This is a genomic window from Citrobacter braakii, from assembly GCF_009648935.1.
GTDB lineage: Bacteria > Pseudomonadota > Gammaproteobacteria > Enterobacterales > Enterobacteriaceae > Citrobacter > Citrobacter braakii.
Map to the genome: position 1 here is coordinate 236,413 of NZ_CP045771.1, position 17,636 is coordinate 254,048.

The following is a 17,636-nucleotide window of genomic DNA, read 5'->3' on the forward strand; positions in this document are numbered from 1 at the left end:
TTGCTTCCTTGTTATTCCCGCCACGGCATGATGGGCACCGCGCTGATGGCATTTTTGGGCGATCCATCGACCACTTTATCTGAATAGGCCAGATAGGCCAGTGCATTACGTTTCGCGTCGTAAAAACGCACGACCTGTAAGGATTTAAACACCAGCGAGGTACGTTTTTTAAATACCACTTCGCCCTGCGCTTTGCCGTTCTTGATTCTGTCGCTCAGTTCTACCGGCCCCACCTGCTGACAGGAAATGGCGGCATCGGAGGTATCTTCCGCCAGCCCCAGCCCACCTTTGATGCCGCCGGTCTTCGCCCGGCTCACGTAGCAGGTCACGTTGGTAACATCAGGATCGTCAAACGCTTCGACCACAATTTTATGATCCGGCCCAAACATTTTGAACACTGTATCGACAGATCCAATCTGCTCCGCATGGGCGACCTGCGCTAACATCAGCAGAATTGAGGAAATGATTAAGCTCTTATATTTCATATTGTTACCATTTTTAAAAGTTACTCTGTGTAATTATTCGACATTCTAAGATAAAACGTATACAGATCACAGGATTACAATAATCACGCTTTCGAATGATCGAAAAAAGCATTTATGAGCAAAAAAAACACTGAATGCTAAAACAGCAAAAAATGCTATTATCCTCATACCTGACGTCAGGTACTCGTTGTTGAAAGGATGAGGATATTTTATGGATCAGGCTGGCATTATTCGCGACCTATTAATCTGGCTGGAAGGTCATCTGGATCAGCCTTTGTCGCTTGACAATGTGGCGGCAAAAGCAGGCTATTCCAAGTGGCACCTGCAGAGAATGTTTAAGGACGTGACGGGCCATGCTATTGGCGCCTATATCCGCGCCCGTCGTTTATCGAAATCCGCAGTGGCGCTGCGCCTGACTGCACGCCCAATTCTGGATATTGCGCTGCAATATCGCTTTGACTCTCAACAAACCTTTACCCGCGCGTTCAAGAAACAATTTTCCCAGACGCCTGCGCTGTATCGCCGTTCGCCGGAATGGAGCGCGTTTGGTATTCGCCCGCCTATGCGACTGGGTGAATTTGCCATGCCTGCGCACGAGTTTGTCACGCTGGAAGATACGCAACTGCTTGGCACCACGCAAAGCTATTCCTGCTCGCTGGAGCAGATTTCAGATTTCCGTCATGAAATGCGAATTCAGTTCTGGCGCGACTTCCTTAGCCAGGCTCCTGCGATCCCACCGGTGCTGTACGGGCTGAACGAAACGCGTCCGAGCCTCGAAAAAGATGACGAGCAGGAAGTGTTTTACACCACAGCACTGACGCCGGAACAGGCCAATGGTTATGTGCCGTCGGCACAGCCTATCCTGCTACAGGGCGGCGAGTATGTCATGTTTACCTATGAAGGGCTGGGGACCGGCGTACAGGAGTTTATCCTGACGGTTTACGGCACATGCATGCCAATGCTGAACCTGACGCGCCGTAAAGGGCAGGATATCGAGCGATACTACCCGGCAGAAGATGCCAAAGCGGGAGATCGCCCGATCAACCTGCGCTGCGAATTCCTGATTCCGATTCGCCGCTAGCGCTGCAGTTCGTCTAGCGCAGGGGCGTCCAGATGTGAGATGTCCCCTGCCGTTTCAACTACCCATCCCGGCGCCAGCCACAAACTTTCCTGGTAATCGACGCGAGAAATAGAACAGTTGCGCAGACGCAGGCGACGTTCAGCCCATGCCGGTAATCCCAGAATCGTACTCACCAGGCAACCCAGTGCAATACCGTGACTGACCAGCAGCGGACGACTCCCCGGCGGCAACTCCAGACAGGATGCCAGCGCCGCGTGGACGCGATCGCTCAGTTCCTGCATCGATTCCCCTTCAGGAATACGCCCCTCCACCGTACCGTTCACCAACTGGCGACGCCAGCCCTCTTCTTCCGACGTCAGCGTATCGATATGACGTTGCTCCAGCACGCCCATATTCAGCTCGCGCAAACGTGAGTCATAGGTGATATCACAGCCACAGGCCTGGGCGATGATTTCTGCGGTGCGTCGTGTACGACCTAAATCGCTACTGATGACATGCGTAATACCAAACGTGCGGGCGCGTTCGCCCACCTGCATGGCTTGCTGTTCACCTTTAGCGGTCAGTGGGCTGTCTGACTGGCCTTGAATACGTCGCTCGGCGTTCCACTGCGTTTCGCCATGGCGAACAAGGTATACCTGTAACATGCTTTTTTTCCGTTATACTGCGATGCGATGAATTTTCAAACTGAGCTTAATTATGCACAAGGTTATCTCTGCGACCACCAATCCTGCCAAAATTCAGGCAATTCTGCGGGCATTTGAAGAGATTTTCGGGGAAGGATCCTGCCATATTGAACCCGTCGCCGTCGAGAGTGGCGTGCCGGAACAACCTTTCGGAAACCAGGAAACGCGCACTGGCGCACGAAATCGCGTTGATAATGCGCGCCGTCTGCACCCGCAGGCTGATTTCTGGGTCGCTATTGAAGCGGGAATTGACGACGATGCGACCTTCAGTTGGGTGGTGATTGATAATGGCGTCCAGCGCGGCGAAGCCCGTTCAGCCACGCTGCCATTGCCTGCTGTCATTCTCGACAGAGTCCGTCAGGGCGAAGCGCTCGGTCCGGTGATGTCGGACTACACGGGTATTGATGAGATTGGCCGTAAAGAGGGCGCTATCGGCGTCTTTACCGCGGGCAAGCTGACGCGCTCAAGCGTCTACCACCAGGCGGTGATTCTGGCGCTCAGCCCGTTTCATAACGCAGTGTATTTATAGCGTTGTGCCGGATGGCGGCTTCGCCTTATCCGGCCACAACCGCTCCACATAATTAGGCCTGAAAGCGAAGCGCCATCAGGCATTTTTTAGCAGCACCTGCTCCAGCCAGTGACGCAGATCCACCGGTGCAGATTTGAGGCTGTTCGACCCCCGTGTAATGGTGGCGATCCCCGCCCCGAGCTCGTTTTTAAGCTCGCGCTGACTCATCTCGCCGCGCAGCAACTCTTCAATGATACGCACGCGCGTGCCCAGCGCTTCGCGCTCATCCGGCGTTAACATCAAATTGAGCAGGGGCAGGTGTAAGTCTTGTTCATAGGCGTGTTTAAGCAGCTCGACAAAACGTAACCACTCCTGGTGACGCTGTTCTGCCATCTCTGCCGAATAGGGTGATTGCTGAGTCATAAGTTATCGCCATCGTTGCGGGGGAAGCGTGCTTGCCTCCCCCTTTTGTACTCTTTAACGAGTACGATAGCATAACACAACCGACACGATCAGTAACGACGTTGCCATTCTGCGTCGCTCATCAACTCCGGTTTATCACCAAGGAAATAGCGATAGTACGCATCGTAAGCCAGCACGTTCTTCACGTAGCCACGCGTCTCAGAGAATGGAATGCTTTCGACAAACGCGACAGCATCGATACGACCCGCGCTATTACCAAGCCAGGTGCGAACGCGCCCCGGTCCGGCGTTATAGGCCGCCGACGCGAAAATGCGGTTATTACCGAATTGCTGATAGACATACTGTAAATAGCTGGTACCAATGTTGATGTTGGTATCAGGATCCAGTAGTTGGCTCGGGCTGCTGTAACCTGGAATCGAGAACATTTTCACCGTATGCGTCGCCGTGCCCGGCATAATCTGCATCAGCCCGCTGGCACCAACCGGCGATTTTACTTTCGGGTTCCAGGCGCTTTCCTGACGCGCTATCGCCATCGCATAGCTTGGCGGAATATCCTTGCCGCTGGTGTAGCGTGTAAACAGATCCTTGTAGGCCAGTGGGAAACGCTCTTCCAGATGATCCCACAGCTTACCGGCGATCGTCGCTTGTACGCTCAGATCCCACCAGTGATTGTTGAACGCGTAACGCGCCAGCTGAGCCTGCTCAGACTTGGTGCGACTGGTGACCAGATTCGCCCATTCACTGCGCGCGGTATTGTCCAGGTTCCAGTACATTAGCTCGCGCACACGTGCCATTTCCGGTCCCTGAGTCAGCGCAGAGTCAACGTTTGCCGGGGCTTTATCCACTTTCAGCTCGTACTCTTCACCCAGACGCTGTGCCGCCACCATCGGATAGAAACCGCGCTGCTGCATGAGCTGGTGCAGGATCTCTTTGGCTTCCGCCTCACGCCCGCGCTCAAGCAGCAGATCCGCCTGCCAGTAACGCCACTCATCTTTCTCTTTTGCTTCCATTGGCAGACGCGCCAGCCAGGTATTCAGACCACGACGATCGCCGGTTCCCAGCGCCATGCGCACACGGCGCTCCACAAGCGAGGTGGAATTCGAGCGCATAATGGCGTCATCGCGCCATTTGGCCTGCTCATCGGTAACGTCATTGCCCATCAGACGCCAGGCGACGATGTCGCGCAGCTCCTGGGTTTGCTCGTCATTCAGCTGTTGCGCCTGCGCCAGAGACGGGATCATCAGGCGGGCGTTTTCCGCGTCCTGACGCGCCACGCTGGAAAAAGCCACCGCCGCCATCTGTCGGGTGAAATCCGTCGCGCCAGTGGTGCGTGCAAAGGTCATCACCGAATTCGGATCGTTGGCCAGCGCGATGATCGCCGAAGCGATAGTTTGGTATTGCGCGGGCATTTGTCCAGCCAACGCCGTGACCAGACCGGTATTCCCGGCTTTCATCGCCAGACGAATACGCTCCAGATACGCCAGCGGATCCTGAGTTCCAGAGGCGCGCCATACGCCGAATAATTTGTCACAGGCGTTCGGCTGGCTTTTCCCACTCAACCACAGTTCTTTCGCGCCCTGCCAGGCCTCTTCGGTTTGCCCGGTGCTCCATTTCGCAAAGTAATAGTTGCATTGCGCTTCCGTGGTACCCGGTTTTTCTGGGCTGAACGCCAGCAGTCCACGCCAGTCCTCCCGTCGCGCCAGTTCATTCACGAAACGTGATTGTAGAGTACGCGCGGGGGGCAGCGTCGGGTTGGCGCGCACAAAATTGGTAACGGTAATGGTGGGCTGATTCATCAGATCGTCAGTAATCTGACGATATTCCAGATAAGGATACAGAGGATAATTCTTCAGGCCGGGCATCATCTGCTCTACGACATCCATCTGTCGGTTATCCCAGGCCTGTTTAATTTGCGCATAGCGACTGCGCTGCTCATCCAGGGAATCGGCTCGCGCCACTTGACTGACCGTCAGCAGACATACGCTGGCCGCCAGCAGGCGCCAGGTAAATTGATTGGCTTTGTCCACAAGCTCTTCCTCTTCTCATGTTACGTCTGTGCAGCATCATGCCGCTTAATTAGTTCATGCTAACCAGACATTGCAGAATGCGCCACGTCACGGACACTTTTTTACTTTTGTTGCGAGTGAGATCTGCTGGCTGGGATTGGGCAATGAAAAAGGCTACACTTCGCCTTTGATAACTATTTACCAATAATTAGCCCTAAATAATTCAAGTTGCAGCAAGGCGGCGAGGGAGTAAATCCCCTGAGCGTACAAAAGTGCGTGACTGGGGGGAACGACAAATCTGTCAGGAACAGATTTGAACGCTGCGGAGCAGCGGCCCGCAAGGGCGAGGCTCATGGATGAGCCGAGTAACTCACAGCCAACGCATCTGCGGCTTGAAGTATGACGGGATAAATAAAGAGGCGAGTCCAACGTGGCCCAATTTGTTTATACCATGCATCGTGTCGGCAAAGTCGTTCCGCCGAAACGTCATATTCTTAAAAACATCTCACTGAGCTTCTTCCCTGGCGCCAAAATCGGTGTACTTGGTCTGAACGGCGCGGGTAAATCGACCCTGCTGCGCATCATGGCCGGCATTGATACCGATATCGAAGGTGAAGCTCGCCCACAGCCTGGCATTAAAATCGGTTACCTGCCGCAGGAACCGAAACTAAACCCGGAACATACCGTTCGTGAATCCGTGGAAGAAGCGGTTGCCGAAGTGGTTAACGCGCTGAAAGGTCTGGATGAAGTGTACGCAAAGTACGCCGAGCCGGACGCCGACTTCGATAAACTCGCTGCGCAACAGGGCAAGTTTGAAGAGATCATTCAGGCGCACGACGGTCATAACCTGAACGTGCAGCTTGAGCGTGCCGCTGACGCCCTGCGTCTGCCGGACTGGGACGCTAAAATTGAGAACCTCTCCGGTGGTGAACGCCGCCGCGTCGCGCTGTGCCGCCTGCTGCTGGAAAAACCAGACATGCTGCTGCTCGACGAACCGACTAACCACCTGGATGCCGAATCCGTTGCGTGGCTGGAACGCTTCCTGCACGACTTCGAAGGCACCGTGGTGGCGATTACCCACGACCGTTACTTCCTCGACAACGTTGCGGGCTGGATTCTGGAGCTTGACCGCGGCGAAGGTATTCCATGGGAAGGCAACTACTCCTCCTGGCTGGAGCAGAAAGATCAGCGTCTGGCGCAGGAAGCGTCTCAGGAAGCGGCTCGCCGTAAATCCATTGAGAAAGAGCTGGAGTGGGTGCGTCAGGGCGCTAAAGGCCGTCAGTCTAAGGGTAAAGCCCGTCTGGCACGCTTTGAAGAGCTGAACAACACCGAATACCAGAAGCGTAACGAAACCAACGAACTGTTTATCCCACCTGGAGCACGTCTGGGTGATAAAGTCGTTGAAGTCACCAATCTGCGTAAATCCTACGGCGATCGCGTTCTGATTGACGACCTGAGCTTCTCCGTACCGAAAGGCGCCATCGTCGGCATCATCGGTCCGAACGGCGCGGGTAAATCTACCCTGTTCCGTATGATGTCCGGTCAGGAACAGCCAGACAGCGGCACCATCACACTGGGTGAAACCGTCAAGCTGGCTTCCGTTGACCAGTTCCGTGACGCCATGGACAACAGCAAAACCGTGTGGGAAGAAGTTTCCGGCGGGCTGGATATCATGAAGATCGGCAACACCGAGATGCCAAGCCGCGCCTACGTAGGCCGCTTCAACTTTAAAGGTGTTGATCAGGGTAAACGCGTAGGCGAACTCTCCGGCGGTGAGCGCGGTCGTCTGCACCTGGCGAAGCTGCTGCAGGTTGGCGGCAACATGCTGCTGCTTGATGAACCAACCAACGACCTGGATATCGAAACCCTGCGCGCGCTGGAAAACGCCCTGCTGGAGTTCCCGGGCTGCGCGATGGTCATCTCGCACGACCGTTGGTTCCTCGACCGTATCGCGACCCACATTCTGGATTACCAGGATGAAGGTAAGGTTGAGTTCTTCGAAGGTAACTTTACCGAATACGAAGAGTACAAGAAACGCACGCTGGGCGCAGATGCGCTGGAGCCGAAGCGTATTAAGTACAAGCGTATTTCGAAGTAATTACCGTTAAGCGCCGGATGGCGGCGTTACGCCTCATCCGGCCTACGAGGTTAGTGCGACTTGTAGGCCGGATAAGCGCAACGCCATCCGGCATTTACGCTATCTCTGCTCGCCCATCAACTCTTTCACCAACTCCACGCAGCGCAGAAATCGACCGTCATAGTCGGGCTCCTGAACGTGCACAAAATTGATATTGTTTTCCTGCAGCATCTCGACCAGCAGCGACTGAAATGCTTTTCTGTCAACCGAACTGCCGAGACTGCGTAAGCCATCCGCCACCCATGGAGTATTGTTCTCCAGCAGGATCACCAGGTCAAAGCGATACTCGTCAATCAGGGCCTGCACAAACGGGTGTTCACGCCCTTCATACTTTTTGCAGAAGGCCTGAGTGGTAACGAAATCGGTGTCGATAAACGCCACTTTATTGGCATACTTGACAGCAAAATCAATGTATTGGGCTTGTCCCAGGGCGATTTTATCGTAGTCGGAATACTGCAACGCCATCTCATCACCGCCCAAATGGGAGAAGACGTAATCACGCCCATATTCCCACGCACTGGTAGTGTTAAAGATATTGGCGAGCTTGTTCACCAGCGTCGATTTTCCGCTCGACTCTCCGCCGAGGATCGCCACAGTGCGCACGAAAAACGGCTTCACTTCTGTAGGAATATACTCCCAGTAGCGAAACGGGTTCTCACGGATTTGCCCGCCGCTGATGTTCATAAACGTCCGTTTGGGATCTACCAGCACGGTTTCGATCCCCAGATGTTCCAGATACTGCGGGGCATCTGACTCTTCAGAGGTGTAAATCCAGTTAGGCTGGATCCCTTTCTCCTGCATAAACGTTTTGATCCCGTTGCTCCACACATCCCAACCGTGTGGATACGGCTCCATACCCTCTTCGTTGAAGGCATGAATACGGATATTTTTCTGATATTTAAAGGTTTGCAGCAGCCAGCGTAGACGATCGGGTACCGTGGGCTGTTGCGACATAGCGCTGTCTTCAAACAGGCTGCGATCGCGCGTGTCGTCATACCCCATGATGATATGCAGTTCATCGACCTGACTACACGCGCGCTGGATAAGATAGATATGGCCGGTATGCAGCGGATAAAACTTACCGAATACCACACCGATATTCTTCTGCTGGCGCGGAAACTCCAGCCCGAGAAACCGGTGCAACGCCTCCAGCTTTTGCGCGCTGGGGCTTTTAATTTTGGCATTCAGCAGTTGACTTAAATATCCCTTGGTCATGCCACTGGCATCTGCCACCTGTTGCAGGGTACAGCCCTTTTGCTTAATGGCAGTTTTCAGATAATCAAATGACACAAGAGCCTCCTGCTGTAAAAATAAACGTAATACCCAATACCGCCGGAAAGACGGCGGGTATTTTATTATAGGTCGTCAAACACGCTTAAAGCATCCGTAAGCTTCTTAACGCCAAAGACCTGCATCCCTTCCGGCACTTTTTTCGGCACGTTGGCGGCAGGAACAATCGCCCGACGAAAGCCGTGCTTCGCCGCTTCGGAAATACGCTCCTGGCCGCTGGGTACCGGACGGATTTCGCCCGCCAGTCCCACTTCGCCAAAGACCACTAAGTCCTGCGGCAGCGGTCGGTCGCGCAGGCTGGAAACCATTGCCAGTAGCAGTGCCAGATCGGCGCTGGTTTCGGTAACCTTCACGCCACCGACCACGTTGACGAACACGTCCTGATCCGCCATCTGCAAGCCGCCGTGACGATGCAGCACGGCCAGCAGAATCGCCAGACGGTTCTGCTCCAGGCCGACCGCCACACGACGCGGATTCGCCATCATCGAATGGTCGACCAGCGCCTGAATCTCCACCAGCAACGGGCGTGTGCCTTCCCAGACCACCATCACTGAACTGCCGGAGGTGACTTCATCGCCACGGCTTAAGAAGATAGCGGAAGGGTTGCTAACTTCGCGCAACCCCTGTTCGGTCATGGCAAAGACGCCCAACTCATTCACCGCGCCAAAGCGGTTTTTATGGCTACGCAGAGTACGAAAACGAGAATCGGCGTCGCCGTCGAGCAGCACCGAGCAGTCAATACAGTGCTCCAGCACCTTTGGACCGGCCAGCGAGCCGTCTTTGGTGACGTGGCCGACCATGATAATCGCCACGCCGCGCGTTTTGGCAAAGCGGGTCAGGTAAGCCGCGGTTTCACGTACCTGTGCCACGCTGCCCGGCGAAGACTGAATGTCCGCCATGTGCATCACCTGAATGGAGTCGATAACCATCAGCCTCGGCTGTTCTTCTTCGGCAATCAGGCAAATTTGTTCGATACTGGTTTCCGACAGCATGTTCAGATTCGCCGTCGGCAGACCGAGTCGATGCGCGCGCATCGCCACCTGTTGCAAAGACTCTTCGCCGGTGACGTACAGGGTTTTCATCTGCTCAGCGAGCTTGCACAGCGTTTGCAGCAGCAGCGTTGATTTCCCTGCGCCGGGGTTACCGCCAATCAGGATGGCGCTGCCGGGCACCACACCGCCGCCCAGCACGCGGTCAAACTCTTTAAATCCGGTGGAAAAACGCGGCAACTCTTCAAGGCTGATATCAGACAGCTTCTGCACTTTTGCGATGCCCGCATTCCCGGCATAGCCGCTGAGCCGCTCGTTACGCGCCACCGTTGGTGACGCTGCAAGGCGTACCTCGGTAATGGTGTTCCAGGCCTGACAGGCGCTGCATTGCCCTTGCCAGCGCGGGTAATCGGCCCCGCATTCGTTACAAACAAAGGCGCGTTTTGGAGCTTTGGCCACGTTTTACCTCTTTCGTTAGCGCGTTTACCGGACAGCGTGGGCGCTTATCCGGCCTACGGTCACTTTGCCATCAGGCAATTAAATCATTTCTGGTTCATGCTGCCAGAGAGAATGCAGAACACGCCCATCAGGTCAGCGTGACGGATCGTAATCTCCGTCTTTTCATTCACTTTGGGTTTGGCATGATACGCTATACCCAGTCCAGCCGTTTTGATCATCGGCAGATCGTTGGCGCCATCGCCGATCGCCACCGTCTGCGCTATCGGGATCTCATACTCCTGCGCCAGGCGGGTCAGGGTGTTGGCTTTGTACTGGGCATCGACGATATCGCCGATCACGTTGCCGGTGAATTTACCGTCCATGATCTCCAGCTCGTTTGCCACAGCCGCCGTCAGACGTAGTTTGTTACGCAGATAATCGGCAAAGAAGGTAAAACCGCCGGAGGCAATTGCCACTTTCCAGCCGAGCGTTTCCAGTTTTAACACCAGCTGAGTCAGGCCAGGCATCAGTGGTAGCGTTTCGCGCACCTGGTGCAAAATATTGGCATCAGCGCCCTTCAACGTCGCCACGCGGCTGCGCAAGCTGGCGGTAAAGTCCAGCTCGCCGCGCATCGCGCGTTCGGTGACTTCGGCAACCATTTCGCCGGTTCCAGCCAGTTTGGCAATTTCATCAATACACTCGATCTGGATAGCCGTTGAATCCATGTCCATCACCAGCAAACCCGGCGTGCGCAAATGCGGAATTTTACCCAGTGGCGCAACATCCAGTTTGGCATCATGCGCCAGTTTTGCCGCACGCGGCGTTAACGAGCCCGCCAGACGAATCACCTGATAATCCTCAACGCACCACGCCGCCACGATCACCATCGCCGCACCCAGTTTGCTCTGGTATTGCGTTAACCGTTGTTTATCCAGCCCACGACCGTACAGCAGCCAGCCACTGCGGCCCGCGTGGTAATCCAGCGGCATGACTTCATCACCGCTTAAAGAGAGAGGCAGACCTGGCCACAGAGAAACATCTTCAGGTAGATCGCACCAGGTAATGTTAGGCATTAAAGCTCCTGTAAAATCGTTCGGGTCGGAATCATCAGGGGAAAATAACGCATGAGGCTACCCTGTAACCAGCGCTTCTGGCAACATTAAGTCTCAAATTTTCAGCAGGTGGAATATGGCTCGCACAAAACTGAAATTCCGACTTCATCGTGCAGTGATTGTATTGTCCTGCCTTGCGCTGCTCGTTGCCCTGATGCAGGGCGCGTCCTGGTTTAGTCAAAGCCACCAACAGCAGCGTAATCCGCAGCTCGAAGAGCTGGCGCGCACGCTGGCTCGCCAGGTCTCCTTGAACGTCGCCCCGCTGATGCGTACCGAAACGCCGGATGAAAAGCGCATTAAAGCGGTACTCTCGCAGCTCACGGAAAGTAGCCGTATTCTGGATGCGGGCGTCTACGATGAAAAGGGAGACCTGATTACACGCACCGGTGAGAGCGTCAACGTTCGAGACCGACTGGCGTTGGACGGCAAAAAAGCCGGGGGCTATTTTAACCAGCAGATTGTCGAGCCCATTCAGGGAAGAAATGGTCCGCTGGGCTATCTACGCCTGACGCTGGATACCCACACGCTCGCCACCGAAGCCAAGCAGGTGGATAACACCACCAACATCTTACGCCTAATGCTGCTTCTGTCACTGGCAATTGGCGTGGTGCTCACCCGTACCTTATTGCAAGGCAAGCGCACCCGCTGGCAGCAATCCCCTTTCCTGCTGACCGCCAACAAACCGGTACAGGAAGAAGACAACGAGAAGAAAGAGTAATAACAGAAAGGACATCGACCATGACGACACTACGCCTGCTTATCTCAGACTCTTACGATCCGTGGTTTAACCTCGCGGTCGAAGAGTGCATTTTTCGCCAGATGCCCGCCACGCAGCGCGTCCTGTTCTTGTGGCGTAACGCCGATACGGTGGTGATTGGCCGGGCGCAAAACCCGTGGAAAGAGTGTAATACCCGCCGTATGGAAGAAGACAACGTGCGGCTCGCCCGTCGCAGCAGCGGCGGCGGCGCGGTGTTCCATGACTTAGGCAATACCTGCTTTACCTTTATGGCCGGTAAACCGGAGTACGACAAAACCATCTCTACCGCTATTGTCCTCCATGCCCTGAACGCGCTGGGCGTAGACGCCGACGCCTCCGGGCGTAACGATCTGGTCGTGAAAACGCCAGACGGCGATCGCAAAGTTTCCGGCTCTGCTTATCGGGAAACGAAAGACCGCGGATTCCACCACGGCACGCTGTTGTTGAACGCCGATCTCAGCCGCCTGGCAAACTATCTCAATCCGGATAAAAAGAAACTCGCCGCCAAAGGCATCACCTCGGTTCGCTCACGCGTAGCGAATCTAACGGAGCTGTTGCCGGGCATCACCCATCAACAGGTCTGTCAGGCCATCACGGAAGCCTTTTTTGCCCACTATGGCGAACGTGTCGAAGCGGAAATTATCTCGCCGGACAAAACCCCGGATCTGCCGAACTTTGCCGAAACCTTTGCCCGTCAGAGCAGTTGGGAGTGGAATTTTGGTCAGGCGCCTGCGTTCTCGCACCTTCTGGACGAGCGTTTCACCTGGGGCGGCGTTGAGCTGCATTTCGACGTGGAAAAAGGTCATATCACCCGTACGCAGGTCTTTACCGACAGCCTCAATCCCGCGCCGTTAGAAGCGCTGGCGGGTCGTCTGCAGGGGTGTTTGTACCGTGCGGATATGCTGCAACAGGAGTGCGAAGCGCTGCTGGTTGATTTCCCACAGCAGGAGAAAGAGTTACGCGAGCTGTCAGCGTGGATTGCCAGTGCAGTGAGCTAAACGCTGGCCTGAAAATGCCGGATGGCGGTCCGGCATACATCGATTGTAGCCCGGTAAGCGCAGCGCTACCGGGCATCACAACACTTACTCTTTATCGCCCAGCAGAACGGATTCCAGTGCGATTTTGATCATGTCGTTGAAGGTCGTCTGACGTTCAGCGGCAGTGGTCTGCTCGTGAGTACGGATATGGTCGGACACGGTGCAGATGGTCAGCGCTTTCGCACCAAACTCAGCCGCAACGCCATAGATACCCGCCGCTTCCATTTCCACGCCCAGCACGCCGTATTTTTCCATTACGTCGAACATTTCGCCGTCCGGAGAGTAGAACAGGTCAGCGGAGAACAGGTTGCCCACGCGCGCGTCTACGCCCAGCGCTTTTGCCGCATCAACTGCGTTACGCACCATGTCGAAGTCAGCGATAGCTGCGAAGTCATGATCTTTAAAACGGATACGGTTTACTTTGGAGTCGGTGCAGGCGCCCATACCGATAACCACGTCACGCAGTTTAACGTCCATACGCACAGCGCCGCAGGAGCCTACGCGAATGATTTTCTTCACGCCAAAATCGGTGATCAGCTCTTTGGTGTAGATAGAGCAGGACGGGATACCCATCCCGTGACCCATAACGGAGATCTTACGGCCTTTGTAAGTACCGGTGAAACCTAACATGCCGCGAACGTTGTTCACTTCACGAACATCTTCGAGGAAAGTTTCAGCAATATGCTTTGCGCGCAGCGGGTCGCCCGGCATCAATACGACGTCAGCGAAATCACCCATTTCTGCATTAATATGTGGAGTTGCCATCTTCAGTTCCCTTTTGATTTATTGTTTTTGTCGAGGGGGTAGCAATGCCTTACCCAACCGACAAAACGAATTCAAATACCCTAAGGATTTCGCGTTGTAGGAAGGCGACGAATTCGGAACCCCGGGAGCATAGATTACCTATGTGACCGGGGTGAGCGAATGAAGTCAACGCATCTACAGCGCGAAAGACAACGGGTATCACAGCATGTTTTTACCGTAGTCCATCGGCGATGTACCAAAGTAGCTCGCCAGCGTCTGGCCAATATCCGCGAAAGTTTCACGGTGACCTAAAGAACCTGGTTTCACTTTCGGGCCGTAAACCAGCACCGGAATGTGCTCACGGGTGTGGTCAGTGCCGGTCCAGCTCGGGTCACAGCCGTGGTCAGCAGTCAGGATCAGAATGTCATCTTCACCCACCAGTTCCATCAGTTCAGGTAAACGGCGGTCGAACAGTTCCAGACCTGCAGCGTAACCAGCGATATCGCGACGATGTCCCCAGGAAGAGTCGAAATCAACGAAGTTAGTGAAGACAATGGTCTTATCACCCGCTTCTTTCATCTCTTTGATGGTGGCGTCGAACAGCGCGTCCAGGCCGGTAGCTTTCACTTTTTTGGTGATGCCGCAGTTAGCGTAGATATCCGCGATTTTACCGACGGAAACCACGTGACCGTCTTTCTCGTCGACCAGTTTCTGCAGCACGGTCGGTGCTGGCGGCTCAACGGCCAGATCGTGACGGTTACCGGTACGCTGGAAATTACCCGCTTTATCACCGATAAACGGACGCGCGATAACACGACCGATGTTGTAACCACCTTCGGTCAGTTCTTCACGAGCGATTTCACACAGTTCGTAGAGTTTATCCAGGCCAAAAGTCTCTTCGTGACAGGCAATCTGGAACACGGAGTCTGCGGAAGTATAGAAAATCGGCTTGCCGGTTTTCATATGCTCTTCACCCAGTTGATCCAGGATCACGGTACCGGAAGAGTGGCAGTTGCCGAGGTAGCCCGGCAGGTTGGCACGTTTGACCAGTTTATCCAGCAGTTCCTGCGGGAAGCTGTTGTCATGATCGGAGAAATAACCCCAGTCAAACAGAACCGGAACACCCGCGATTTCCCAGTGGCCAGACGGCGTGTCTTTCCCGGAAGAGAGTTCATGCGCCCAGGCGTAGGCACCAATCACTTCCGCGTTACCGTCCATACCAGCAGCAATTTTACCGGTAGAACCTTCGTGAGCTTTCACCAGGCCCAGACGGGTCAGGTTAGGCAGATTCAGTGGACCTTTGCGACCCTTGTCAGCTTCGCCTTTCGCACAGGCTTCTGCAATGTGTCCCATAGTGTCTGAGCCTACGTCGCCAAAGCGATCCGCATCTTCAGTCGCACCAATACCAAAGGAGTCCAGCACCATAATAAATGCACGTTTCATCTTGTTCTCCAACATCTGCGCCGCAAAAAAGCGATCAGATCAGTATACAGTTATTCGGTAATACGACGATAGACTGTCGGTGTAATTTCTGGCGCTTTATCGTCAAGGCTAATTGCCGCTTTGACCGCTTTCGCCGCTTCCTGCCAGCTGGCTTCGTCTTTGGCGTGGATCACCGCCAGCGGACGCTGTCCGTCTACGCTGTCGCCCAGACGCGCCATGTCGCTAAAGCCAACGCTGTAATCAATGGTGTCCGAAGCCTGACGACGACCGCCGCCCATGGAAACAACCGCCATTCCCAGCGCACGGGTATCCATAGCGCTGACAAAACCTTCGGTATCAGCATATACCGCTTTGCTGAGCATTGCCGTCGGCAGGTACTTCGCATAATTTTCGACGAAATCGGTCGGGCCTTTCTGCGCCGCAACCATGCGACCAAAAATCTCTGCCGCTTTGCCGTTATCCAGCACCGCCTGCAATTTCGCACGGGCTTCGACATCGTCTTTCGCCAGATTGCCGGAGATCAGCATTTCCACGCACAGCGCCATCGTGACGTCTAACAGACGTGGATTGCGGTATTCACCTGTCAGGAACTGCACCGCTTCGCGGACTTCAACCGCGTTACCTGCGCTGGATGCCAGTACCTGGTTCATATCGGTTAACAGCGCGGTGGTACGTACACCCGCCCCGTTCGCCACGCCGACAATCGCTTCGGCAAGCGCTTCAGAAAGCTCATAGGTCGGCATAAAGGCGCCGCTGCCGACTTTCACATCCATCACCAGCGCATCCAGCCCTTCCGCCAGCTTTTTCGCCAGGATAGAGCCGGTAATCAGCGGGATGGAATCCACCGTCGCGGTAATATCGCGGGTGGCATAAAAACGTTTATCCGCCGGTGCGAGCGAGCTGGTTTGCCCAATAATCGCCACACCCACGTCTTTAATAATTTCACGGAAACGCGCATCGTCCGGGAAGATGTCAAACCCTGGGATGGCTTCCAGTTTATCGAGCGTACCGCCGGTATGACCCAGACCACGTCCGGAGATCATCGGAATATAGCCGCCACATGCAGCGACCATCGGGCCTAACATCAGTGACGTTACGTCACCCACGCCGCCGGTAGAGTGTTTATCCACAATCGGGCCGTTCAGCTGCAGGCTTTTCCAGTCCAGCACGGTTCCTGAATCACGCATTGCCATGGTCAGCGAAACACGCTCAGGCATTGTCATATCGTGGAAGAAAATGGTCATCGCCAGGGCGGCGATTTGCCCTTCAGAGATGGTGTTGTCGCGAATCCCATTGATAAAGAAGCGAATCTCTTCATCGCTCAGCGCATGACCATCACGTTTTTTACGAATAATTTCTTGTGCGAGAAACATGGTAACCCCCGATAAATCAGGTTAAATGCAGCGGAAAACCCACTGCAATGAATGATTACTCTAAACAATTCGAGTCGCAGGAAGCGGCAAGGAAGCTCATCCCCAGGCGCTTACTACAGTAAGTGACTGGGGTGAGGGAGTGCAGCTAACGCACCTGCGGCTTGCAGTATGACGAGTAATTAGTAGCTGCTTGCGCTCTTACCGTCGCCGTGACCCAGCGCTTTCAGCAGGCTCGCCAGCAGGCTGGATGCGCCAAAACGATAGTGACGGGAATCGGCCCAGTCAGCGCCAAACAGTTCGTCAGCAATCGCCAAGAACTGCTGTGCATCTTCTGCAGTACGCACGCCGCCTGCCGGTTTGAAACCTACAGTTTTAGAAACGCCCATGTCGCGGATCACTTCCATCATGATGCGTGCGCTTTCCGGCGTCGCATTTACCGGCACTTTACCGGTAGAGGTTTTGATGAAATCAGCACCCGCTTTGATGGAGATTTCAGACGCTTTACGGATAAGACTCTCTTCTTTCAGCTCACCGGTTTCGATGATCACTTTCAGCAGCACGTTTGCCGCCGCACACGCATCTTTACATGCTTTAACCAGATCAAAACCAACCTGCTCGTTACCGGCGATCAGGGCACGGTAAGGGAACACCACGTCAACTTCATCCGCGCCGTAGGCAATCGCCGCGCGGGTTTCAGCCAGCGCAATCTCGATGTCGTCGTTGCCGTGCGGGAAGTTGGTCACGGTTGCAATACGGATGTCCGGAGTGCCTTGCTCTTTCAGCGTCTTACGCGCGATAGGAATGAAACGCGGATAGATGCAAATAGCGGCAGTGTTGCCTACCGGGGTCTTCGCCTGATGACACAGCGCGATCACTTTTTCATTGGTGTCGTCGTCATTCAGGGTGGTCAGGTCCATCAGTTTCAGTGCACGCAGGCTGCTTGCTGTTAAATCGGTCATAACATTCTCCAACGGCATCGCCGTATAAAATTTCACCTTGCGAGTTTGTTAGTATTCTAACATCCGCTCGCTATTACACTTCGATATACATCACAGTTAATGAAAACCACATACAGATTTGCATTACTCTAATGAGATCTACTTCAAATAAATCACCTTTCAAGAAGGGAT

Annotated in this window: 16 protein-coding genes; 5 read left to right on the forward strand and 11 right to left on the reverse strand. The window is 54.5% G+C overall.

The window, feature by feature from the left end:
• Positions 1–11: 11 nt before the first annotated feature.
• Positions 12–485 carry a protein CreA gene (gene creA, locus GFC06_RS01025; RefSeq protein WP_016151621.1) on the reverse strand — a complete coding sequence of 158 codons (474 nt, stop codon included), beginning with the start codon at positions 483–485 and terminating at the stop codon, positions 12–14.
• A 211-nt stretch (positions 486–696) separates the two neighbouring features.
• Here creA and robA point away from each other — a divergent pair, with 211 nt between their 5' ends.
• Positions 697–1,566: an MDR efflux pump AcrAB transcriptional activator RobA gene (gene robA, locus GFC06_RS01030; RefSeq protein WP_016151620.1), complete on the forward strand. Its 870-nt coding sequence runs from the start codon at positions 697–699 to the stop codon at positions 1,564–1,566.
• Here robA and gpmB read toward each other — a convergent pair.
• On the reverse strand, positions 1,563–2,210 hold the full coding sequence (gpmB, locus tag GFC06_RS01035) for a 2,3-diphosphoglycerate-dependent phosphoglycerate mutase GpmB (RefSeq protein WP_016151619.1): 648 nt from the start codon (positions 2,208–2,210) through the stop codon (positions 1,563–1,565). The two genes, robA and gpmB, sit on opposite strands and share 4 nt — an antisense overlap.
• 52 nt (positions 2,211–2,262) lie before the next feature.
• Between gpmB and yjjX the strand changes: the two genes are divergently transcribed.
• Complete coding sequence (yjjX, locus tag GFC06_RS01040; RefSeq protein WP_016151618.1) at positions 2,263–2,778, forward strand: inosine/xanthosine triphosphatase; 516 nt, start codon at positions 2,263–2,265, stop codon at positions 2,776–2,778.
• A gap of 75 nt (positions 2,779–2,853) precedes the next feature.
• Here yjjX and trpR read toward each other — a convergent pair whose 3' ends face one another.
• Entirely contained in the window at positions 2,854–3,180 is a 327-nt protein-coding gene (trpR, locus tag GFC06_RS01045) for a trp operon repressor (protein WP_153689741.1), read from the reverse strand.
• Between the two features lie 89 nt (positions 3,181–3,269).
• Positions 3,270–5,207 carry a murein transglycosylase gene (gene sltY / locus GFC06_RS01050; protein ID WP_047358370.1) on the reverse strand — a complete coding sequence of 646 codons (1,938 nt, stop codon included), beginning with the start codon at positions 5,205–5,207 and terminating at the stop codon, positions 3,270–3,272.
• A 409-nt stretch (positions 5,208–5,616) separates the two neighbouring features.
• On the opposite strand from sltY, the gene ettA reads away from it, so the two are divergent.
• Complete coding sequence (gene ettA, locus GFC06_RS01055; RefSeq protein ID WP_003019019.1) at positions 5,617–7,284, forward strand: energy-dependent translational throttle protein EttA; 1,668 nt, start codon at positions 5,617–5,619, stop codon at positions 7,282–7,284.
• A 99-nt stretch (positions 7,285–7,383) separates the two neighbouring features.
• On the opposite strand, the gene nadR is transcribed toward ettA, so the two are convergent.
• The 3 genes from nadR to serB form a co-directional block, all read right to left on the reverse strand.
• Positions 7,384–8,613, reverse strand: coding sequence for a multifunctional transcriptional regulator/nicotinamide-nucleotide adenylyltransferase/ribosylnicotinamide kinase NadR (nadR, locus tag GFC06_RS01060; protein WP_016151614.1), 1,230 nt, complete (start codon positions 8,611–8,613; stop codon positions 7,384–7,386).
• A gap of 65 nt (positions 8,614–8,678) precedes the next feature.
• Positions 8,679–10,061, reverse strand: a complete 1,383-nt coding sequence (radA, locus tag GFC06_RS01065; protein WP_049281599.1) for a DNA repair protein RadA — start codon at positions 10,059–10,061, stop codon at positions 8,679–8,681.
• A gap of 83 nt (positions 10,062–10,144) precedes the next feature.
• A complete protein-coding gene (gene serB / locus GFC06_RS01070) occupies positions 10,145–11,113 on the reverse strand; it encodes a phosphoserine phosphatase (protein WP_153689742.1) in 969 nt (322 codons plus the stop codon).
• Positions 11,114–11,228: 115 nt separating this feature from the next.
• Between serB and GFC06_RS01075 the strand changes: the two genes are divergently transcribed.
• Together GFC06_RS01075 and lplA are read left to right on the forward strand one after the other, a co-directional pair.
• Positions 11,229–11,870 (forward strand): YtjB family periplasmic protein, encoded by a 642-nt coding sequence (locus GFC06_RS01075; RefSeq protein WP_016155636.1) that lies wholly within the window; start codon positions 11,229–11,231, stop codon positions 11,868–11,870.
• A 20-nt stretch (positions 11,871–11,890) separates the two neighbouring features.
• A complete protein-coding gene (gene lplA / locus GFC06_RS01080) occupies positions 11,891–12,907 on the forward strand; it encodes a lipoate--protein ligase LplA (protein ID WP_016151611.1) in 1,017 nt (338 codons plus the stop codon).
• An 84-nt stretch (positions 12,908–12,991) separates the two neighbouring features.
• On the opposite strand, the gene deoD is transcribed toward lplA, so the two are convergent.
• The 4 genes from deoD to deoC form a co-directional block, all read right to left on the reverse strand.
• Positions 12,992–13,711, reverse strand: coding sequence for a purine-nucleoside phosphorylase (deoD, locus tag GFC06_RS01085; RefSeq protein WP_000224864.1), 720 nt, complete (start codon positions 13,709–13,711; stop codon positions 12,992–12,994).
• 198 nt (positions 13,712–13,909) lie between these two features.
• Positions 13,910–15,133 carry a phosphopentomutase gene (gene deoB, locus GFC06_RS01090; RefSeq protein ID WP_016151610.1) on the reverse strand — a complete coding sequence of 408 codons (1,224 nt, stop codon included), beginning with the start codon at positions 15,131–15,133 and terminating at the stop codon, positions 13,910–13,912.
• 50 nt (positions 15,134–15,183) lie between these two features.
• A complete protein-coding gene (gene deoA / locus GFC06_RS01095) occupies positions 15,184–16,506 on the reverse strand; it encodes a thymidine phosphorylase (protein ID WP_141875882.1) in 1,323 nt (440 codons plus the stop codon).
• Between the two features lie 179 nt (positions 16,507–16,685).
• On the reverse strand, positions 16,686–17,465 hold the full coding sequence (deoC, locus tag GFC06_RS01100; RefSeq protein ID WP_016155634.1) for a deoxyribose-phosphate aldolase: 780 nt from the start codon (positions 17,463–17,465) through the stop codon (positions 16,686–16,688).
• Between the last annotated feature and the right edge of the window lie 171 nt (positions 17,466–17,636).

Bases quoted from the DNA above. Each gene is read 5' to 3' on its own strand.
- creA (WP_016151621.1), bottom strand. From the start codon at position 485: ATGAAATATAAGAGCTTAATCATTTCCTCAATTCTGCTGATGTTAGCG.
- robA (WP_016151620.1), top strand. From the start codon at position 697: ATGGATCAGGCTGGCATTATTCGCGACCTATTAATCTGGCTGGAAGGT.
- gpmB (WP_016151619.1), bottom strand. From the start codon at position 2,210: ATGTTACAGGTATACCTTGTTCGCCATGGCGAAACGCAGTGGAACGCC.
- yjjX (WP_016151618.1), top strand. From the start codon at position 2,263: ATGCACAAGGTTATCTCTGCGACCACCAATCCTGCCAAAATTCAGGCA.
- trpR (WP_153689741.1), bottom strand. From the start codon at position 3,180: ATGACTCAGCAATCACCCTATTCGGCAGAGATGGCAGAACAGCGTCAC.
- serB (WP_153689742.1), bottom strand. From the start codon at position 11,113: ATGCCTAACATTACCTGGTGCGATCTACCTGAAGATGTTTCTCTGTGG.
- GFC06_RS01075 (WP_016155636.1), top strand. From the start codon at position 11,229: ATGGCTCGCACAAAACTGAAATTCCGACTTCATCGTGCAGTGATTGTA.
- lplA (WP_016151611.1), top strand. From the start codon at position 11,891: ATGACGACACTACGCCTGCTTATCTCAGACTCTTACGATCCGTGGTTT.
- deoD (WP_000224864.1), bottom strand. From the start codon at position 13,711: ATGGCAACTCCACATATTAATGCAGAAATGGGTGATTTCGCTGACGTC.
- deoB (WP_016151610.1), bottom strand. From the start codon at position 15,133: ATGAAACGTGCATTTATTATGGTGCTGGACTCCTTTGGTATTGGTGCG.
- deoA (WP_141875882.1), bottom strand. From the start codon at position 16,506: ATGTTTCTCGCACAAGAAATTATTCGTAAAAAACGTGATGGTCATGCG.
- deoC (WP_016155634.1), bottom strand. From the start codon at position 17,465: ATGACCGATTTAACAGCAAGCAGCCTGCGTGCACTGAAACTGATGGAC.